We start from the raw sequence: 16,663 nt of genomic DNA on the forward strand, positions 1-16,663 counted from the left end.
TTCCCCGCCTCAGATCGCCGACTGCCCCGATCTCACCTTAGATCGCAGGATCAGCGGCCACAAGGATAGAGCGAGCATAGCCATTAGCGCTAGCGCCAGCGGCCAGTCGCCGAACCGGCCATAGGGGGTGACGCCGGTCGGGCGGGGCAGGGGGGCGTCGATCACCCCCATCACGCCGGGCTCCAGCCGCTGGCCGTCCACGATCCGGCCCCATGGATCGATCATGGCGGAAATCCCCGTCGGCGTGGCCCGCGTGATGGGCAGGCCGGTCTCGATGGCGCGATAGCTGGCCAGGTTCAGATGCTGGCGCGGGCCGGAGGTGGCGCCGAACCAGGCGTCGTTGGACGCATTGACGATCCAGTCTGGACGGCCCGCCGCGCCGGGCGTGAAGCCGGGATAGAGGCTTTCGTAGCAGATCAGCACCTGGGCCGGCGGCGCGCCAGGAAACGAGATCGGCGCCGGCCTCGGTCCTGCGGAAAAATCGCTGGGCATATGCACCAGGCTGCGCAGGCCGATGGAGGTCATCAGCGATCCCAGCGGCAGATATTCGCCGAACGGCACCAGTCGGTGCTTGTCATAGACGGCCGCGATCCTCAGGCCCGCCCCGCCCTCGTCGGCCAGGGCGAACAGGCTGTTGTAATAGCGGGCGCCTTCGGGCGCCGTCAGGTCCGGCTCGCCCCGCGCCAGCCCCATCAGCAGGGTCTGGCCGGGCCGCAGGGCGCCGGCGATGGCGGCGGCGTCAGCCGAGGCGAAGACGTCGTTGGCCGAGGCGGGCAGGGCGCCCTCGGGCCAGACCACCACATCGGGCGTCCGCGACGCCGCCTGGCCGGTCAGGGCGACATAGCGGTCGACGATGGAGCGATAGGCCTCGGGCGACCATTTGGTTTCCTGCTTCACATCGGCCTGGACCAGGCGCACCACCGTATCAGTGAACTGCAGATCCGATTGCGCCAGCCGCACCGCGCCGAACGCCCCCACCGCGATCATGGCCAGGGCGCCCAGGCCCGCCGAGACCAGACGGCTGCGCTTTTCGCCCGGACCGATCATCGGGGCGAAGGCCGCGGTCGCGGCGACGGTGATCAGGCTCAGGCCATAAACGCCGACGACCGAGGCGAACTGGGACATGCCGCCGCCCGCTCGCCACGTGGCCCCCGCCGGATTCCACGGAAAGCCGGTCAGCACATGGCCGCGCAGCCATTCGGCGGCGCAGAACAGGGCGGCGAACAACAGGACCCGCACCGACCCAATGGGTGCGAAACGCCGATAGAGGGCCGTCGCCGCGCCCCAGAACAGGCCCAGGCCCGCAGGCAGCAGGCTGGCCGCAAAGGGCGCCATCCACGCCTGTTCGGGATTGACGAAAAAGGCCTCGGCCACCCACCAGCAGCCGACGAAGAAATAGGCGAACCCGGCCAGCCACCCCATCCAGAAGGCGCCCCGCGCCGTGTCGGACCGCTCCGACAGGATCATCAGCAGCGGATAGCCCAACAGACCGATCAGAACCCCGAACGGCGGATGGGCGAAGGCCGTCCCGGCGCCCGCCAGCAGGGCCAGGACGATGCGGATCAGCCGCCAGGTCAGGGCGCGCTTCTTGTCGGGCATGGCGCGGATGGGGGCTGCGAAACGGTTCAGCAGGGCGTCGGGAAACATGGATCAGTCCTGCTCGGCGGCATAAGGATCGGCGACGCCGATTCCAGCCAGGATCTCGCGTTCCTCGGCCTCCATCTCCTCGGCCTCGGCGTCGTCCTCGTGGTCGCGGCCGAGCAGATGCAGCACCCCGTGGACGACCAGATGGCTCAGGTGGTCGGACAGGGTCTTTCCTTGCGCCTCGGCTTCCGCCGCGCAGACGCCGTAGGCCAGGACGATGTCGCCCAGATGCGGCGCGGCGTTCTCAAGCGCGGGGAAGGACAGGACGTTGGTCGGCTTGTCCTTGTCGCGGAACCGGGCGTTCAGGTCGCGCACCGCCTCATCGTCGGTCAGCAGGACGACGACATCGCCCTCCACCGTTCCTAGCGCCGCCTGTGCGGCGCGCGACACGACAGCTTCGGCCTCCGCCAGGGCGCCGGTCCAGGCGTCGGCCTCGACTTCGATCTCGATCATGCGGGGTCTTCGAGGTCCGGGGCAGGCCGCCCCTTCGCCGCATCGGCGTCATAGGCGCGCACGATCCGCTCGACCATGGCGTGGCGCACCACGTCCGAGGCCTCGAACTTCAGGACGCCCACGCCCTGCACCCCGTCCAGAATCCGCAAGGCATGGGCCAGGCCGGAATCGCGCGGGTTCAACAGGTCGATCTGGGACGGGTCGCCCGTGACCACCATTCGCGCGCCTTCGCCCAGCCGCGTCAGCACCATCTTCATCTGCAGGCGCGAGGTGTTCTGCGCCTCGTCCACGATGACGAAGGCGTGGCTGAGCGTGCGGCCGCGCATGAAGGCGATGGGGGCGGCTTCGATCTCGCCCTTGTCGCGGCGGCGCTGCACGTCTTCGGCGCCCAGAATGTCGTTCAGCGCCTCCCAGATCGGGGCCAGATAGGGGTCGACCTTCTCGTTCAGGTCGCCGGGCAGAAAGCCCAGCTTCTCGCCCGCCTCGACCGCCGGGCGGGTGATGACCAACCGGTCCACCTGTCCGCGCCGCAGCAGGGACGCGCCGTAAGCCGCCGCCAGAAACGTCTTGCCGGTGCCGGCCGGGCCGACGCCGAACGACAGTTCGCACCGCCCCAGCATGTCCAGATAAGCGGCCTGGGCCTTGGTCTTGGGCACGATGGCGCCGCGCTTGCCGCCCGGCAGGGAAACCCCGGCCGCCGCCATGCCCGGCGTTCCCCGCCCCCCGCGCGCCTGGCCCAGGGCCGCGCGCACGTCCGCCTCGGTGACTTCGGCGCCCAAGGCCGCGCGCTTGGCCAGATCCTCGATCACCCGGCGGGCGTCGGACCGGTCGCGCGTGCCGCCATTGACCGAGACCCCGCCGCCCGGCGCCTCGATCAGCACTTTGAAGGCGTCCTCGATCAAGGCGACATGGCGGCTGTTCGGTCCGATCACCGCACGCAGTTCGGCGTCGTTCAGCGGGACGAATTCGGACTCACGCGCCATCAAGCGGCCTTTTGCTGGGAAATGAGACGGCCCGACAGACTGTTCTGCTGGCCTTTGACGATCTCGACCGGAACGATCTGTCCGATCAGGTGATCCGCGTCATCGACGTGGACCGATTGCAGATATGGGGATCGACCGATCGCTTGGCGACGGTGGCCGTGACGCCCCGGCTTGTCGAACAGCACATTCAGCGTGCGCCCCGCCTGCGCTTCATTGAAGGCGGTCTGCTGTTCGGTCAGCAGGGCGATCAGACGGTGCAGCCGCTCCTTCGCGACTTCCGGCTCGACCTGCTTGCCCATGCCGGCCGCCGGCGTGCCGGGGCGGGGCGAATAGGCGAAGGCGAACGCCCCCGCATAGTTGACGCGCCGCACCAGATCCAAGGTATCCTCGAACTCCCGATCCGTCTCGCCGGGAAAGCCGACGATGAAGTCGCCGGCCATGGCGATGTCCGGCCGCGCGGCGCGGATCCGGTCGATCAGATCCAAATACTTCTGGCGCCCGTGCTTTCTGTTCATCAGCCGCAGGATGCGGTCCGACCCGGCCTGAACCGGCAGGTGCAGATAGGGCATCAGGGCGTCCAGATCGCCATGGGCGGCGATCAGGTCGTCGCTCATGTCGTTGGGATGGCTGGTCGTATAGCGGATGCGGTCCAGGCCGGGGATTTCGGCCAGGGCGTAGGCCAGTTCGGTCAGGGTGGCCTTCTTCCCGTCCGGCCGTTCGCCGTCATAGGCGTTGACGTTCTGGCCCAGCAGGGTGACCTCGCGCACGCCGCGATCCGCCAGTTGCCGCGCTTCTTCCAGCACTGAGGCCAAAGGCCGCGACCATTCCGCGCCCCGCGTATAGGGCACGACGCAGAAGGTGCAGAACTTGTCGCACCCCTCCTGCACCGTCAGGAAGGCGGTCGGTCCCTCGGTGAAGCGCGCAGCGGGCAGGGCGTCGAACTTGTCGTCGGGGGCGAAGTCGGCGCCGATCCGCTCGCCCCGCGCCCGCGCCGTGCGGGTCAGCAGTTCGGGCAGCTGATGATAGGCCTGGGGACCGACCACGATGTCGACCGCCGGCTGACGCTTCATGATCTCCTCGCCCTCGGCCTGGGCGACGCAGCCGGCGACGGCGATGGTCATGTCCCCGCCGGTCTCGCGGCGGATGTCGCGCATCTCGCGCAGCTTGCCCAGCTCGGAATAGATCTTTTCCGCCGCCTTCTCGCGGATGTGGCAGGTGTTCAGGATGACGAAGTCGGCGCGGGCGGGATCGTCGGTCGTCGCATAGCCCAGCGGGCGCAGCACATCGGCCATGCGCTCCGAATCATAGACGTTCATCTGGCAACCGTAGGTCTTGATGAACAGACGCTTCTCGGCCGCCGTCTCGACTTGGGGAAACTGGGTCTCGGTCATGCCGGGCTTATGGTCGCCCGCACCCGCCCCGACAAGACGGGGCCTCAGCCCGCGTCCACATCGGCGGGATCGACGCGGGCGGCGTGGCGCGTGAAGATCAGGCCTTCGCGCTTGGACGGTTCGGCCCCCTCGATGGCGACGCCGTAAAGCTCCAGCTTGTGGCCGATCAGCTGGAAGCCCAGACGCTCGGCGATCTCGGACTTCAGCCGTTCGATCTCGGCGTCGAAGAACTCGATCACCTCGCCCGATTTGGTGTCGATCAGGTGGTCGTGGTGGTCGTCGCCCGCCTCTTCATAGCGGCTGCGGCCGTCGCCGAAGTCATGCTTCTCGACCACGCCCGCCTCTTCGAACAGGCGCACGGTGCGATAGACGGTGGCGATGGAGATGTGCGGGTCGATGGCCGAGGCGCGGCGATACAGCTCCTCGACATCGGGGTGGTCTTCGGCGTTCGACAGCACCCGGGCGATCACCCGACGCTGTTCGGTCATACGCATGCCGCGGTCGGCGCAGAGTTTTTCGATCCGGTCCATGACCCTAGAATAGGGGTTCGTCGCGCGTCAGGGAAGCGTCGGCGTGACGGGATCGACAGACAGATCGCGATGCAGGACCAAGGCGTCGATCCGGCGTCCGTCGGGGCCGGCGTAATAGGCCTTTCGGCGGCCGATTTCGACGAAGCCGGCGCGGGCGTAGAGGACGCGCGCGGCCGCATTGTCCTCGGCGACTTCCAGGAACAGGGTCTCGGCGCCGGCGTCCTTGGCGGCGACGCAGGCCCGCTCCGCCAGGCGCCGGCCCAGACCCTGGCGACGCGCGCCGGGTCGGACAGCCAGGGTCAGGATTTCCGCCTCGTCCAGCACGACGCGGATCAGGATGAAGCCGTCCGCCTCGATCCTCAACAGCACGCCGGGCTGGGTCAGAAGGTCGGCGAAGGCTTGGGCGTCCCAGGGGGCGGAAAAGGCCTCGGCATGAAGCGCGGCCAGGGCGTCCGGCGTCGCGGTCATGCCGGGGGCTGGCGCGGTTGGCCCGGCAGGCGGCTGGGCGGGGTGGCGTCCGGTGCGCGCAGATAAAGCGGACGCGGCGGATGGGTCGTCGGATCGGCGTCCGCCGCCAGGCGGGCCAGGGCCTCGGGCGCCGGGGCGATCCGGTCGTCCGTCCGCGATATCTTCAGGTCGGGGAAGGCGCCGGCCAGAACCGCCGCGCCGTTGCCGACCAGGGCGACGGCCGGGCCGAGCGCCGCGATCCGTTCGGCCGCCTGTTCAATCGGCAGAGCCTCGGCCTCGCCAAGCGGGGCGCCATCGGCGAACAATCGCGCATAGACCTGCCCGCGCCGCGCATCGATCAGGGCGGCCGCCGGCCCGTCGGGCGACGCCCGCGATGCATCTAGGGCGTCCAGGGTCGAAATCCCCACGACCGGCCGATCCAGGGCGGCGCCCAACCCTTGGGCGAAGGCCAGACCGACGCGCAGGCCCGTGAAGGATCCGGGCCCGACGGTGACGCCGATCCGGTCCAGGCTCTCGAAGCCTCCGCCCGCTTCAGCCATCACGTCGCGGACCAGGCCGCCCAGCCTTTCCTGGTGCCCCTTGACCATCGGCTCGAAGCGCACGGCCAGGGGACGCTCGTCCTCGAACACCGCCGCCGTGCAGGCGCCGAGCGCCGTATCGATCACCAGAAGTCTCATGGCGGCCTTTTAGGCGGCCTTGGCCAGAACCTCTACTAGCTGCGTGACGGCCTGCCGCACAGCGCGGCTTTCCATGCGGGCAAAACTGAGGGCCAGGGTGCGGCCCTCCGCCGTGGCGCAGACGGCGCTGAGCAGGGCGGCGTCCGGGTCGGGCGACGGCTCGACCCGCGGGGGAAAGAAGGCCTGGATCGGCGCGCCCAGCGCCAGGGCCAGTCCATGCAGGCGCCACGCGGATATGCGGTTACGCCCGCTTTCGTATTTCTGCATCTGTTGAAAGCTGACGCCCACCTGATCGCCCAGCGCCGACTGCGACAGGCCCAAGGCCATGCGCCGCGCCGCGATCTGGGCGCCGACGAAGATATCGACCGGCTCGGCGGCTCTGGGAGACAGGTTTTGGCGAGGAGTGGCCATGACGATAGTGTTTCACGTCACAAATATGAAATCAACGATTTTGTTTCATTGTTGTTCGATGCGCGCCGTTACGGCCGACAGGCGGTCGATGGTTCGGCGAGACAGAACCTCCGCCTTGTCGGATCGGGCCGCGCCGCGCACGGTGACGGTGTCCGCGTCGCCGGTCTCATAGATGCGGATGCGGGTTTCGCCGCCGACCTCGATCACGCAGCCCTGGCCGCGCCGGGGCCAGACGCCGAGCGCATATTCCAGCACCACGCCCGAATCCGCCCAGGGGGACAGGTCGTCGTTCAGGACTTGCAGGCGGCGAATCTGAGAGGGAGCGCCGGCGAAGGCGCGGCCGCGGCTTTCCACGGCCTGCGCGGCGGGGGCGACGGCCGGCCGATCGTCGGTCGAAGGCGCGGTCGACGCCGACAGCGCCAGGGCCAGCGCCTCGGGCGTGGACTCCAGCGCGCCGGTCAGGCGGCGCTGCACATCGGGACGAAACAGGCCGGAGCGTCGGCCGGCCTCATACAGGCCCCACCCCTGGCTGGTCATGTCCAGTCGGGCGCCGGCCTCGGCCTGCGACAGGCCGCGCTCGCGCCGCAGGGCGGCCAGCGCCTCGCCCAGGCGCAGGGCTTCGGGATCGGGAATGAAACGCGACATGGCCGGCAGGATGGCGCACCCGCCCGCCCATGGCGAGGACGAAAAGGTTTCAGGCGTTACAGGGTCTGCTCGACCCGCGTCACTTCCGGCACATAGTGGCGCATCATCTGTTCGACTCCAGCCTTCAGCGTGGCGGACGAGGACGGGCAGCCGGCACAGGCGCCGCGCATCCGCAGGGCCAGCACGCCGGTCGCCTCGTCGAAGGAATCGAACAGGATGTCGCCGCCGTCCTGGGCCACGGCCGGGCGGATGCGGCTGTCCAGCAGGGCCTTGATCTCGGCGACGATCTCGCTGTCGTCCTCGGCATGAGCGTCGGCCTCGGCGCCGGCGCCGCGCGTCAGCGACTGGCCCGACACGAAATGATCCATGACGACGCCCAGGATCGGCGCCTTCATCTCCGACCACTCCGGACCCTGCGGCTGGCGGGTGACCGAAACATAGTCGGCGCCGAAGAAGACGCCGTCGACCCCTTCCACCTCGAACAGGGCCTCGGCCAGGGGCGAGGCCGTCGCCTCGTCGATGGTGCGGTATTCCAGCGCGGCGGCCGGCGACACGTCGCGGCCGGGCAGGAACTTCAGCACGTTCGGATTGGGCGTGGGTTCGGTCTGGATGAACATGGGCGGGAGATGCGCTCGCCCCCGCCCCGTTGCAAGACCTGGCGCCGGATCTAGCGCTTCTTGAGGCCGCCCAGGATGCCGCGCATCAGTTCGCGGGTCAGGGTCGATCCGGCGGTGCGCAGGACCGACTTGGTCATGGCTTCGATCGGTGTTTCGCGCGTAGAGCGGCGAGGCGCGGCCGCCGTCGTCCGCGAGGCCCGCGCCTCGGCCTGAGCCTGCGCCTTGGCTGCGGCCTGGGCGGCCTTCTCGTCGGCCTTGGCCTGAATCTGAGCGGCCTTTTCGGCCTCGGCCCGGGCTTTCGCCTGAACCGCCGCCTGATCGGCCGCGCTATGACGGTTGGCCAGAATCTCGGCGGCGGATTCGCGGTTAAGCACCTGATCGTACAGCCCGCGCACCGGGCTGGCGGCCATGATCGCCGCGCGCTCGGCGTCGGTCGCGGGCCCCAGGCGCGAGGCCGGCGGGCGAATCCTGGTGCGGGCCACGACCGTCGGCGCGCCCTTTTCGTCCAGAACCGACACCAGGGCCTCGCCCACGCCCAGGGCCTGTATCGCCTCGGCCGTGTCGAATGCCGGGTTGGTGCGGAAGCTCTGCGACGCGGCCTTCAGCCCCTTCTGTTCCGACGGCGTATAGGCGCGAAGGGCGTGCTGAATGCGGTTTCCCAGCTGGGCCAGGACGCTGTCGGGAATGTCGGCCGGGTTCTGGGTGACGAAATAGACGCCCACCCCCTTGGACCGGATCAGGCGAACGACCTGTTCGACCTTTTCCAGCAGGGCGCGCGGGGCGTCGTTGAACAGCAGGTGGGCCTCGTCGAAGAAGAAGACCAGGCGCGGCTTTTCCGGGTCGCCGACTTCGGGAAGCTGCTCGAACAGTTCCGACAGCAGCCACAGCAGGAAGGCCGCATACAGGCGCGGGCTGTTCATCAGCCGCGTCGAATCCAGCACATTGACCTGGCCCCGGCCGTCCAGCCCGACGCGGATCATGTCCTCCAGCTTCAGCGCCGGCTCGCCGAAGAAGGCGTCGCCGCCCTGTTGCTCGACCTGCAGCAGCGCGCGCTGGATGGCGGCGATGGAGGCGGGGGCGACATTGCCGACCTCGCGCCCGATCCGCTCGGCGTTCTCGCCCACATAGACCAGAAGGCTGCGCAGATCGTCCAGGTCCAGCAGCAGCAGGCCCTCCTTGTCCGCGACGTGGAAGACGACGGTCAGCACGCCTTCCTGCACCTCGTTCAGGTTCAGCATCCGCGCCATCAGCACCGGGCCGATCTCGGAGACGGTGGTGCGGATCGGATGACCCTTCTGGCCATACAGGTCCCAGAAAACGACCGGCGCGGCGCGCGGCGTCAGGGTCAGGCCCATCTCGGTCGCGCGCGCGACCAGCTTCTCGTTCGGCGTGCCGATCTGCGAAATGCCCGACAGGTCGCCCTTCACGTCGGCGCAGAAGACCGGCACGCCTGCGTCGGAGAAGCCCTGGGCCATGATCTGCAGCGTCACCGTCTTGCCGGTGCCGGTGGCCCCGGCGACCACGCCGTGGCGGTTGGCGCGGTTGAACAACAGGTTTTCCGGCTGGGCTGTGTCGGACTGGCCGAGGAACAGGCCGGGCAGGGCGTCGGGCATTGGGGTCTCCGATGGCGTCTCGGCCAAAGGTCTAGCGCGTTCCAAACGCCGCCGGAACAGCGATTGACGCCGCCGCCGCACGGTTCGACAAGGCTGGGATGAAAAGCCCCGTCGCCGTGCCCTCCTCGACCGTGTCCCGAAACGCCGTGGCCCTGATCGCCACCGTGGCGGCGGGGGCGGCGCTGTACTGGCTGCGGGACATACTGACGCCCCTGGCCATGGCCATCTTCCTGTTGATCATGATCGACGGGGTGAAGCGGTCGGTGGAGGCGCGCACGCCGCTCAGCCATCGGTGGGCCGGGATCGCGGCCCTGACGCTGGTGGTGCTGGCCTTCTTCGCCTCCATCGCCATCATCGTGAACGGGGCCGCCGGCTTCTTCGGCGAGGCGTCCGGCGTCTCGGCCAACATCGGCCCGCGCATCGATCAGATCATTCGCGACGTCTATGGGTTGGTGCGGCTGAACAATCCGCCCACGGCCCAGGATCTGATCAACGGCGTGGATCTGCGCGGCTGGCTGACCTCCATGGCGTTTCAGGTCCAGGGGATCGTGTCCGGCGCCTTCTTCGTGCTGATCTATCTGGGCTTTCTGCTGGCCTCCCAGGCGGGGTTCCGAAAGAAGATCGTGGCCATGTTCCCGCAAAAGGCCCAGCGCGACGAGGCCGTGGCGGTGTTCCAGCGCGTGCGCGGCGGGGTCGAGGGCTATATCTGGGTCCAGTCGGTGACCGGGGTGATGATCTGCGTGGTCGCCTGGATCCTGATGCGGGCGGTGGGGCTTCAGAACCCGGAGTTCTGGACCTTCGTCATCTTCATCGTCGGCTTCATTCCGGTGCTGGGCGGGGCGATCGCCGGTCTTGCGCCGCCGATCTTCGCCCTGGCGCAGTTCGAAAGCTATTGGCCCGCCGCCATCCTGCTGGTCGGGCTGCAGGTCATCCTGTTCGTGGTCGGCAACTTCATCCAGCCCCGGATGCAGGGCGACAACCAGAACATCGATCCGGTGGTGGTGCTGCTGGCCCTGGCCTTCTGCGGCAAGATGTGGGGCGTAGTCGGCATGTTCCTGTCCACGCCGCTGGCGGTCATGGCCATGGCCATCCTGGCCGAGTTCAGGGGATCGCGCTGGATGGCGGTCCTGCTGTCGGGCGACGGCGAACCCTATGCGGACGAGACGAAGAAACCGTCAGCGTCCAGGACGCCTCGGCGCAAGCCCGGAACCGAGCCGGCGCCGGACGCCTGATCAGGGCTGCCAGCCGCTGATCTGGTCCGCCTCGCTGTCGCCGGCCAGGGCGCCGCGTGTCTTCTTCACCTCGGCCCAGGCGGCGCGCAGCAGGGCGGGCACGCCTTCGCCGGACACGCCCGACACCAGCATGGGCCGGCGACCGGCGACGGCCTCCAGTTCGGCGGCCTTCTCCTCGCGCGCCTCGGGCGTCAGGGCGTCGATCTTGTTCAGGGCCAGGATCTCGGCCTTGTCGGCCAGGCCCTCGCCATAGGCTTCCAGTTCGCCCCGGATGATGCGGTAGGCCTCGACCACGTCGTCCTGCGTGCCGTCGATCAGATGGATCAGGCTGGCCGAGCGTTCGACGTGACCCAGAAAGCGCGTGCCGAGGCCGGCGCCCTCGCTGGCGCCCTCGATCAGGCCGGGGATGTCGGCGATGACGAACCGCTCGGACGGCGACAGGTCCACCATTCCCAGGTTCGGGGCCAGGGTCGTGAACGGATAGTCGGCGATCTTGGGCTTGGCCGCGCTGGCCGCCGACAGGAAGGTCGACTTGCCCGCATTGGGCAGGCCCGCCAGACCGATGTCGGCGATCAGCTTCAGCCGCAGCCAGATCCAGCGCTCCTGCCCCTCCTGGCCGGGGTTGGCGTAGGTCGGCGCCTGATTGGTCGGCCCCTTGAAGCGCACATTGCCCCAGCCGCCGTTGCCGCCCTTCAGCAGCAGTTCGACCTTGCCGGGCGCATCCATGTCCAGCAGGACCGTTTCCTTGTCCTCGTCCAGAACCTGGGTGCCGACGGGCACTTTCAGATTCACGTCCTCGCCCTTGCCGCCATGCATCTGGCGGCCCTGGCCGTGGTGGCCGGTCTGGGCCTTGAAATGCTGCTGATAGCGATAGTCGATCAGGGTGTTCAGCCCCTCGACCGCCTCGATCCAGACGTCGCCGCCCTTGCCGCCGTCCCCGCCGTCGGGGCCGCCGTTGGGGATGAACTTCTCGCGTCGGAACGACACGGAGCCCGCCCCGCCGTTGCCGGAGCGGATATAGATCTTGGCCTGGTCGAGGAACTTCATCGCGGGCTTATGCCGCAGAAGCGCGACGAATTACAGGCGTGACCTCAAGGATCATCGCGTCGAGAAGTTCAGCCTGACTTCGCGCGGTCCAGTCTGGCCCGGTTGAGCGCGCGCCGATCTGACGCCGCGGATGGCTTCGCGACCAAAGCCCATGCCCGCAGGCGTCTCGGAAACGACGACGCAGTTCGTGGCGGCGCCGTTCTCCATGAAGACGCATCGCAGCACGACCGAACCCGAAGCTCCGGCTTCAAGCGCCTTCGGCGGCGTTTCAACCCTCGGCGGCTCGGCCCAGACGACGGGAGGCGGCGATGGCGCCGGAGCTGTCTGGACAAGGACGGCGGCGAACAGTGCGGTCAACATGATCGCACCTTAGCCATCGTCGGTTGCAGCGCAAGCCGCCTTTGCGCACGTCCGTCAGCCTGGTTTCAACGCCAGTGTCACCGTCTTGATGTCCACATATTCGTCGATGCCGTGGATCGAGCCTTCGCGGCCATAGCCGGATTGCTTGACCCCGCCGAACGAGGCGACGGCGGTGGAGATCAGGCCGGTGTTGACCCCGCACATCCCCGCCTCGATCCGGCGCGAGAACCGCATGGCCCGGTCCAGATCGCGGGTGAACAGATAGGAGGCCAGGCCGTAGTCGCTGGCGTTGGCCTTCTCCAACGCCTCGTCCTCGGTATCGAAGGCGAAGACCGGGATCATCGGGCCGAAAGTCTCTTCTTCGCGGAACAGTTCGTCGTTTCCGCCCAGGGTCACGGTGGGCTGGAAGAAGCGGCCGCCCAGCTCATGGCGCGATCCGCCGGTCAGGACGCGCCCGCCGTCGGCCTTGACCGCCGCGACATGCTTCTCGACCTTGTCGATGGCCTTGTCCTCGATCAGCGGCCCGACCTTCACGCCGTCTTCGAAGGCGGCGCCGACCTTGATCTTCGCCACCTCGGCGGCCAGCTTTTCGGCATAGGTTTCGGCGACCGATCGCTCCGCATAGACGCGGTTGGGGCAGACGCAGGTCTGGCCCGAGTTCCTGAACTTGCCCTTGATGGTCTCGGCGACGGCCAGGTCCAGATCGGCGTCGGCGAAGACGATCAGCGGAGCGGCGCCGCCCAGCTCCATCGACACCCGCTTCAGCGTGGGTGCGCATTGTTCGGCCAGCTTGCGCCCCACGCCGGTCGAGCCGGTGAAGGACAGTTTGCGGATGTCGGGGCTGTCGGTCAGCACCTTGCCGATGGTCGCCGCGTCGCCGGTGACGATGGACAGCGCGCCCTTCGGCAGGCCGGCTTCGTAGGCCAGTTCGGCCAGGGCGATGGCAGTGAAGGGGGTCTGGCTGGCCGGCTTGACCACGGCGGTGCAGCCGGCGGCGAAGGCGGGGCCCAGCTTTCGCGTCAGCATGGCGGCGGGGAAGTTCCACGGCGTGATCAGGGCGCATGGCCCGACGGCTTCCCGATAGGTCAGGAGCAGATGGCCCAGCGGGCTGTCCTGGGTCTCTCCGATCAGCCGTTCGGCCTGGCCCGCGAACCATTTGATGAAGCCGTTGGCGTAGGTCACCTCGCCCTTGGCCTCCTCGAACGGCTTGCCGTTCTCCAGCGCCATCAGCGCGCCCAGACCCTCCGTATGCTCGTCGATCAGCGCGGCCCAGGCCCGCAGGACGGTCGCGCGTTTGTGGGGATCGGATCGCGACCAGTCGGCGAAGCTCTCGGTCGCCGCCGCGATGGCGCGCTCGGTTTCCTCAGCACCCAGGTCCGGCACATGACCGATGATCTCGCCGGTCGCCGGATCGTCAACGGCGATGCCGGATCCGTTGGCGAGAATGGGCTCGCCGGCGATAAGGGCGTGCTGTTTCAGCAAGGCGAGGCCGGCGTTGCGGGCGGTCTGGTTCACGGCGATCTCCTGAAGGCGGTCCTGAAACGAACAAGGCCCCGACGAAGCGGGGCCTTGCAAGTCCGTCGATGCAGCCGGGGCTGCGTCGAGCTTAGTTCTTGGCGTCTTGGGCGGCGCCGGTGACGGCTTGGCCGGCGGCTTGCGTATCGCGGCCCACGCCTTCGACGGTGTTGCAGGCGGCGGTGGTCAGGGCGGCGGCGGCGGCGACCAGAACGAAAATCTTGCGCATGAGGAGACTCCAGAGGTTAGCCGGGGCCAACGCCCCGGTCTTGCGAGATCAACGCGACCCCACGGCTCCGGTTCCTTTTCCGATGGACGACTTGTCGGACGGATCGACCGGAATCAACGCCTCGGGCGTGGCGAAGGTCATCCGGGCGATGGTTCCGCCGCCCGGCGCCGCCACGAATTCGGTCTCGCCGCGCAGCTGTTTGGCGAAGGCGCTCATCAGGGTGCGCCCCACCCCGACCTCGGCGCCGGCCGGCGCGCCAGGGCCGTTGTCCTCGACTTCCAGAACCGAGGTGTCGCCCTGGACGCGGAACCGGACCTTCAACTCGCCGCCGTTCAGCGCGAAGGCGTGCTTCTGGGCGTTGGTCACCGCCTCGACCAGCCACAGCGCCAGGGGCGCCAGCTTGTCCGAATCGACGTGCAGCGAATCGGCGTCCACCGAACTGATCACCACCGGGCCGCGCCCGGCCTCGCTGGCGATCAGCTGGCCGACCAGTTCGTTCAGGAACTCTCGCGCATCGGCGTGGCGGATGTCGGTGCTTTGATAAAGCGTGCGATAGATCAGGGCCAGGGCCGCGATCCGCTGGCGCGTGTCGCCCAGCGCCGCCTTGGCCGGGGCGTCGGTCAGGGCCCGCTGCTGCATCGACAGCAGGGACGAGATGATCTGCAGATTGTTCTTCACCCGGTGATGGATCTCGCGCATCAGCGCGTCCTTCTCGGCCAGGGCGTCGGTCAGTTCGCGGTCGCGCACGGTGATGGCCTCGGCCATCTCGTCCAGCGTCTTGGCCATGGTGCGGATTTCGGCGGGCGCGTTCATGGCCTGCAGCGGCCGCACGGAAAACCGTCCCCGAGCATAGATGGCCGCCACCCGCTCCAGATAGTCCAGCCAGCGGATGAAGATGCGTTCGGACAGCAGCATCACCGCCGCGAACGCCGTCAACCAGGCGCCCAGCGGCAGCAGAAGCGTGCCGATCGGATTGAGCCGCGCCCAGGACAACAGCCCCTGCGACGGGGCCGACAGCAGGGCGTAGAGATCGCCGCCGGCCAGGGCCGCGCCGGCGTAGTCGCGCCGTTCGCCGCGCGCGTCGCGCGCCTCGAACACGGCGGACCCCTCCGCCCGCGCCCGCGACACCCAGCCCGCCAGATCGTCCCCGCCCGACAGGCGGAAGACGCCGGCTTCGCTGGCGGTCAGAACGCGACCGGCGCCGTCGGTCAGGGCCGCCTGGGATCCCGAGGGCAGGGCGGGGTCGTCCAGATCGGGTTGCAGCGCCGACAGCGGGATCACCGCCACCATGGCCCCGTCGAAACGACCCATCGGCCGCTCGGCGCGCGTCGCCACGATCAGGGCGGCGTGATAGCCGGCGTCTTCTGGCGCGCGCATGACCACCAGGTCCTCGCCGTTGCGCAGACGTTGAAACCATGGGGCGTTCGTCGCGGGCGCGACGCCGGACCGCAGGCCGCCCTGACGATCGGAGGCGCAGGTCGCCTCGCCGGTCGGGCTGATGCGATAAAGTCCCTCATAGCCGTCCAGCCGACCGACCAGAGCCGTCAGTCGCGCCGCGCAATAGGGGCCGGCCGCGTCGGGGCTGAGCGCGCGCAGCAGAACCTGGGCGCTGTCCAGCTGGGCCTTGGCGTCCGAGGCGCTGCGCTCGGCCGCCAGCTGCAGATCGACCTGACGGTCCTCGGCCTGACGCTGGAAATCGGCCTGGGTCTGGATCAGGCTGAGGACGAAGATGGGCAGCAGCGCCATGGCCATGGCCATGCCCAGCCGAAAGCGAATGCCCTGGAACCGGTCCTTCGTCCATGTGCGGGCCAAACGCGGCCGTGGGGCGTCAGACGGCGCATTCACCGCCGATCAGCTCCGTGCGCCGGCCAGCCTGTCGGCCTCGCCCAGGATGGTGCGCATGGCCTCGCCGGCCGCCTGGCCGTCGCGGCTGTAGCCGCCCTTTTCCAGCGTGGCCTGCAAGGCGCGTCGCGCGCGGCTGACGCGGCTCTTGACCGTGCCGACCGCGCAGCCGCAGATTTCGGCCGCCTCTTCGTAGGCGAAGCCGCCGGCGCCGACCAGGATCAAGGCTTCGCGCTGTTCTTCCGGCAGGGTCTTCAGCGCCTGACGCAGTTCGTCCAGGGCGACGGGCGCCTCGGGATCGTCCACGGCGACCAGGGTGCGTTCGGCCGCTTCCTGGTCCAGCTGCGACTGGCGCCACGACCGGCGCTTCTCCGAATAGAACTGGTTGCGCAGGATCATGAAGGTCCAGGCCTTCATGTTGGTGCCCATCTGATAGCTGGCGCGCGCGTCCCAGGCCTTCATCATGGCGTCCTGCGCCAGGTCGTCGGCGGCGGTGGGGTCGCCGGTCAGGGTGCGGGCGAAGGCGCGCAGATGCGGGATCAGCAGCACCAGTTCGCGCTTGAAGCCCTCGTCGTCGGCCGACGCCGGCTTGGGGGCGGCCCCCAGGCGTGAGGTGCTCATGCGGGACCGTCCGCCGCCCTGGCGTCGGCGCGTTTCAGGATTTCCAGGAACTCGTCGGGCACCGGTTCGTTGACGACCTCGTCGAACATATGCCGCAGCTTCACGCCGATGGCCTGCTGGCGAAGACGCGCTTCTTCGAGGCCCGCCTCCCCTGTGTTGTCGGCGCCCTTGGCGCGCGAGGAGTCGGTAGAATCAATCATAGACAGAACAAGGCCCACCCAACGGTCGTCGCAGAGATGCCAGCCCTTAACGTCATCCCCGCCTGCGGGTTCCTGCGTCCGCGAGATTTTAAACCCAAGCTTGATGCAATCTCGGGAACCGCGACCGATATGATACGTTCAACATCGCTGTAGCGCTTTCCCTTGCCGGGACGGCGGAGATTTGT

19 protein-coding genes are annotated in these 16,663 nt (G+C 68.7%); 1 reads left to right on the forward strand and 18 read right to left on the reverse strand.

Features of this window, described 5'->3' with window-relative positions:
* Window positions 1-9: 9 nt before the first annotated feature.
* Genes lnt through B3Z70_RS06930 form a run of 11 tightly spaced genes read right to left on the reverse strand, consistent with a single transcriptional unit; the run spans window position 10 to window position 9,432 of the window.
* Window positions 10-1,599, reverse strand: a complete 1,590-nt coding sequence (gene lnt / locus B3Z70_RS06880; RefSeq protein WP_292045294.1) for an apolipoprotein N-acyltransferase — start codon at window positions 1,597-1,599, stop codon at window positions 10-12.
* 51 nt (window positions 1,600-1,650) lie between these two features.
* Window positions 1,651-2,097, reverse strand: a complete 447-nt coding sequence (gene ybeY / locus B3Z70_RS06885; RefSeq protein WP_292045173.1) for an rRNA maturation RNase YbeY — start codon at window positions 2,095-2,097, stop codon at window positions 1,651-1,653.
* The gene (locus B3Z70_RS06890; protein WP_292045176.1) at window positions 2,094-3,080 is read right to left on the reverse strand and encodes a PhoH family protein; all 987 of its coding nucleotides are present in this window, start codon (window positions 3,078-3,080) and stop codon (window positions 2,094-2,096) included. The genes ybeY and B3Z70_RS06890 overlap by 4 nt, the downstream gene beginning before the upstream one ends.
* Window positions 3,080-4,471, reverse strand: a complete 1,392-nt coding sequence (gene miaB / locus B3Z70_RS06895; protein ID WP_292045179.1) for a tRNA (N6-isopentenyl adenosine(37)-C2)-methylthiotransferase MiaB — start codon at window positions 4,469-4,471, stop codon at window positions 3,080-3,082. Before miaB ends, B3Z70_RS06890 begins: the two co-directional genes overlap by 1 nt.
* A gap of 44 nt (window positions 4,472-4,515) precedes the next feature.
* Entirely contained in the window at window positions 4,516-5,001 is a 486-nt protein-coding gene (locus B3Z70_RS06900) for a Fur family transcriptional regulator (protein WP_159847368.1), read from the reverse strand.
* Window positions 5,002-5,028: 27 nt separating this feature from the next.
* Window positions 5,029-5,469, reverse strand: coding sequence for a ribosomal protein S18-alanine N-acetyltransferase (gene rimI / locus B3Z70_RS06905; protein WP_292045182.1), 441 nt, complete (start codon window positions 5,467-5,469; stop codon window positions 5,029-5,031).
* The gene (gene tsaB, locus B3Z70_RS06910) at window positions 5,466-6,146 is read right to left on the reverse strand and encodes a tRNA (adenosine(37)-N6)-threonylcarbamoyltransferase complex dimerization subunit type 1 TsaB (protein WP_292045184.1); all 681 of its coding nucleotides are present in this window, start codon (window positions 6,144-6,146) and stop codon (window positions 5,466-5,468) included. The genes rimI and tsaB overlap by 4 nt, the downstream gene beginning before the upstream one ends.
* A 9-nt stretch (window positions 6,147-6,155) precedes the next feature.
* Window positions 6,156-6,557: a helix-turn-helix domain-containing protein gene (locus B3Z70_RS06915; protein WP_292045186.1), complete on the reverse strand. Its 402-nt coding sequence runs from the start codon at window positions 6,555-6,557 to the stop codon at window positions 6,156-6,158.
* A gap of 45 nt (window positions 6,558-6,602) precedes the next feature.
* On the reverse strand, window positions 6,603-7,202 hold the full coding sequence (locus B3Z70_RS06920) for a helix-turn-helix domain-containing protein (protein WP_292045187.1): 600 nt from the start codon (window positions 7,200-7,202) through the stop codon (window positions 6,603-6,605).
* 56 nt (window positions 7,203-7,258) lie between these two features.
* Window positions 7,259-7,819: a NifU family protein gene (locus B3Z70_RS06925; RefSeq protein WP_292045188.1), complete on the reverse strand. Its 561-nt coding sequence runs from the start codon at window positions 7,817-7,819 to the stop codon at window positions 7,259-7,261.
* A 50-nt stretch (window positions 7,820-7,869) separates the two neighbouring features.
* Window positions 7,870-9,432 (reverse strand): helicase HerA-like domain-containing protein, encoded by a 1,563-nt coding sequence (locus tag B3Z70_RS06930; RefSeq protein ID WP_292045189.1) that lies wholly within the window; start codon window positions 9,430-9,432, stop codon window positions 7,870-7,872.
* A 98-nt stretch (window positions 9,433-9,530) separates the two neighbouring features.
* Between B3Z70_RS06930 and B3Z70_RS06935 the strand changes: the two genes are divergently transcribed.
* The gene (locus B3Z70_RS06935; RefSeq protein WP_292045191.1) at window positions 9,531-10,664 is read left to right on the forward strand and encodes an AI-2E family transporter; all 1,134 of its coding nucleotides are present in this window, start codon (window positions 9,531-9,533) and stop codon (window positions 10,662-10,664) included.
* On the opposite strand, the gene obgE is transcribed toward B3Z70_RS06935, so the two are convergent.
* The 7 genes from obgE to B3Z70_RS06970 all read right to left on the reverse strand — a co-directional run bounded on the left by obgE (window position 10,665) and on the right by B3Z70_RS06970 (window position 16,478).
* The gene (gene obgE, locus B3Z70_RS06940; protein WP_292045192.1) at window positions 10,665-11,711 is read right to left on the reverse strand and encodes a GTPase ObgE; all 1,047 of its coding nucleotides are present in this window, start codon (window positions 11,709-11,711) and stop codon (window positions 10,665-10,667) included.
* A gap of 51 nt (window positions 11,712-11,762) precedes the next feature.
* Complete coding sequence (locus B3Z70_RS06945) at window positions 11,763-12,071, reverse strand: TonB family protein (protein WP_292045193.1); 309 nt, start codon at window positions 12,069-12,071, stop codon at window positions 11,763-11,765.
* 54 nt (window positions 12,072-12,125) lie between these two features.
* Window positions 12,126-13,586, reverse strand: a complete 1,461-nt coding sequence (locus tag B3Z70_RS06950; RefSeq protein WP_292045194.1) for an NAD-dependent succinate-semialdehyde dehydrogenase — start codon at window positions 13,584-13,586, stop codon at window positions 12,126-12,128.
* Window positions 13,587-13,677: 91 nt separating this feature from the next.
* Window positions 13,678-13,815, reverse strand: coding sequence for an entericidin A/B family lipoprotein (locus B3Z70_RS06955; protein ID WP_017505506.1), 138 nt, complete (start codon window positions 13,813-13,815; stop codon window positions 13,678-13,680).
* Window positions 13,816-13,863: 48 nt separating this feature from the next.
* Entirely contained in the window at window positions 13,864-15,573 is a 1,710-nt protein-coding gene (locus B3Z70_RS06960) for a sensor histidine kinase (protein ID WP_292045296.1), read from the reverse strand.
* A 93-nt stretch (window positions 15,574-15,666) separates the two neighbouring features.
* Complete coding sequence (locus B3Z70_RS06965; protein ID WP_292045196.1) at window positions 15,667-16,278, reverse strand: sigma-70 family RNA polymerase sigma factor; 612 nt, start codon at window positions 16,276-16,278, stop codon at window positions 15,667-15,669.
* Window positions 16,275-16,478 (reverse strand): NepR family anti-sigma factor, encoded by a 204-nt coding sequence (locus B3Z70_RS06970; RefSeq protein ID WP_292022784.1) that lies wholly within the window; start codon window positions 16,476-16,478, stop codon window positions 16,275-16,277. The genes B3Z70_RS06965 and B3Z70_RS06970 overlap by 4 nt, the downstream gene beginning before the upstream one ends.
* Window positions 16,479-16,663 lie beyond the last annotated feature (185 nt).

The sequence above is a fragment of the Brevundimonas sp. UBA6550 genome (assembly GCF_002434505.1).
GTDB lineage: Bacteria > Pseudomonadota > Alphaproteobacteria > Caulobacterales > Caulobacteraceae > Brevundimonas.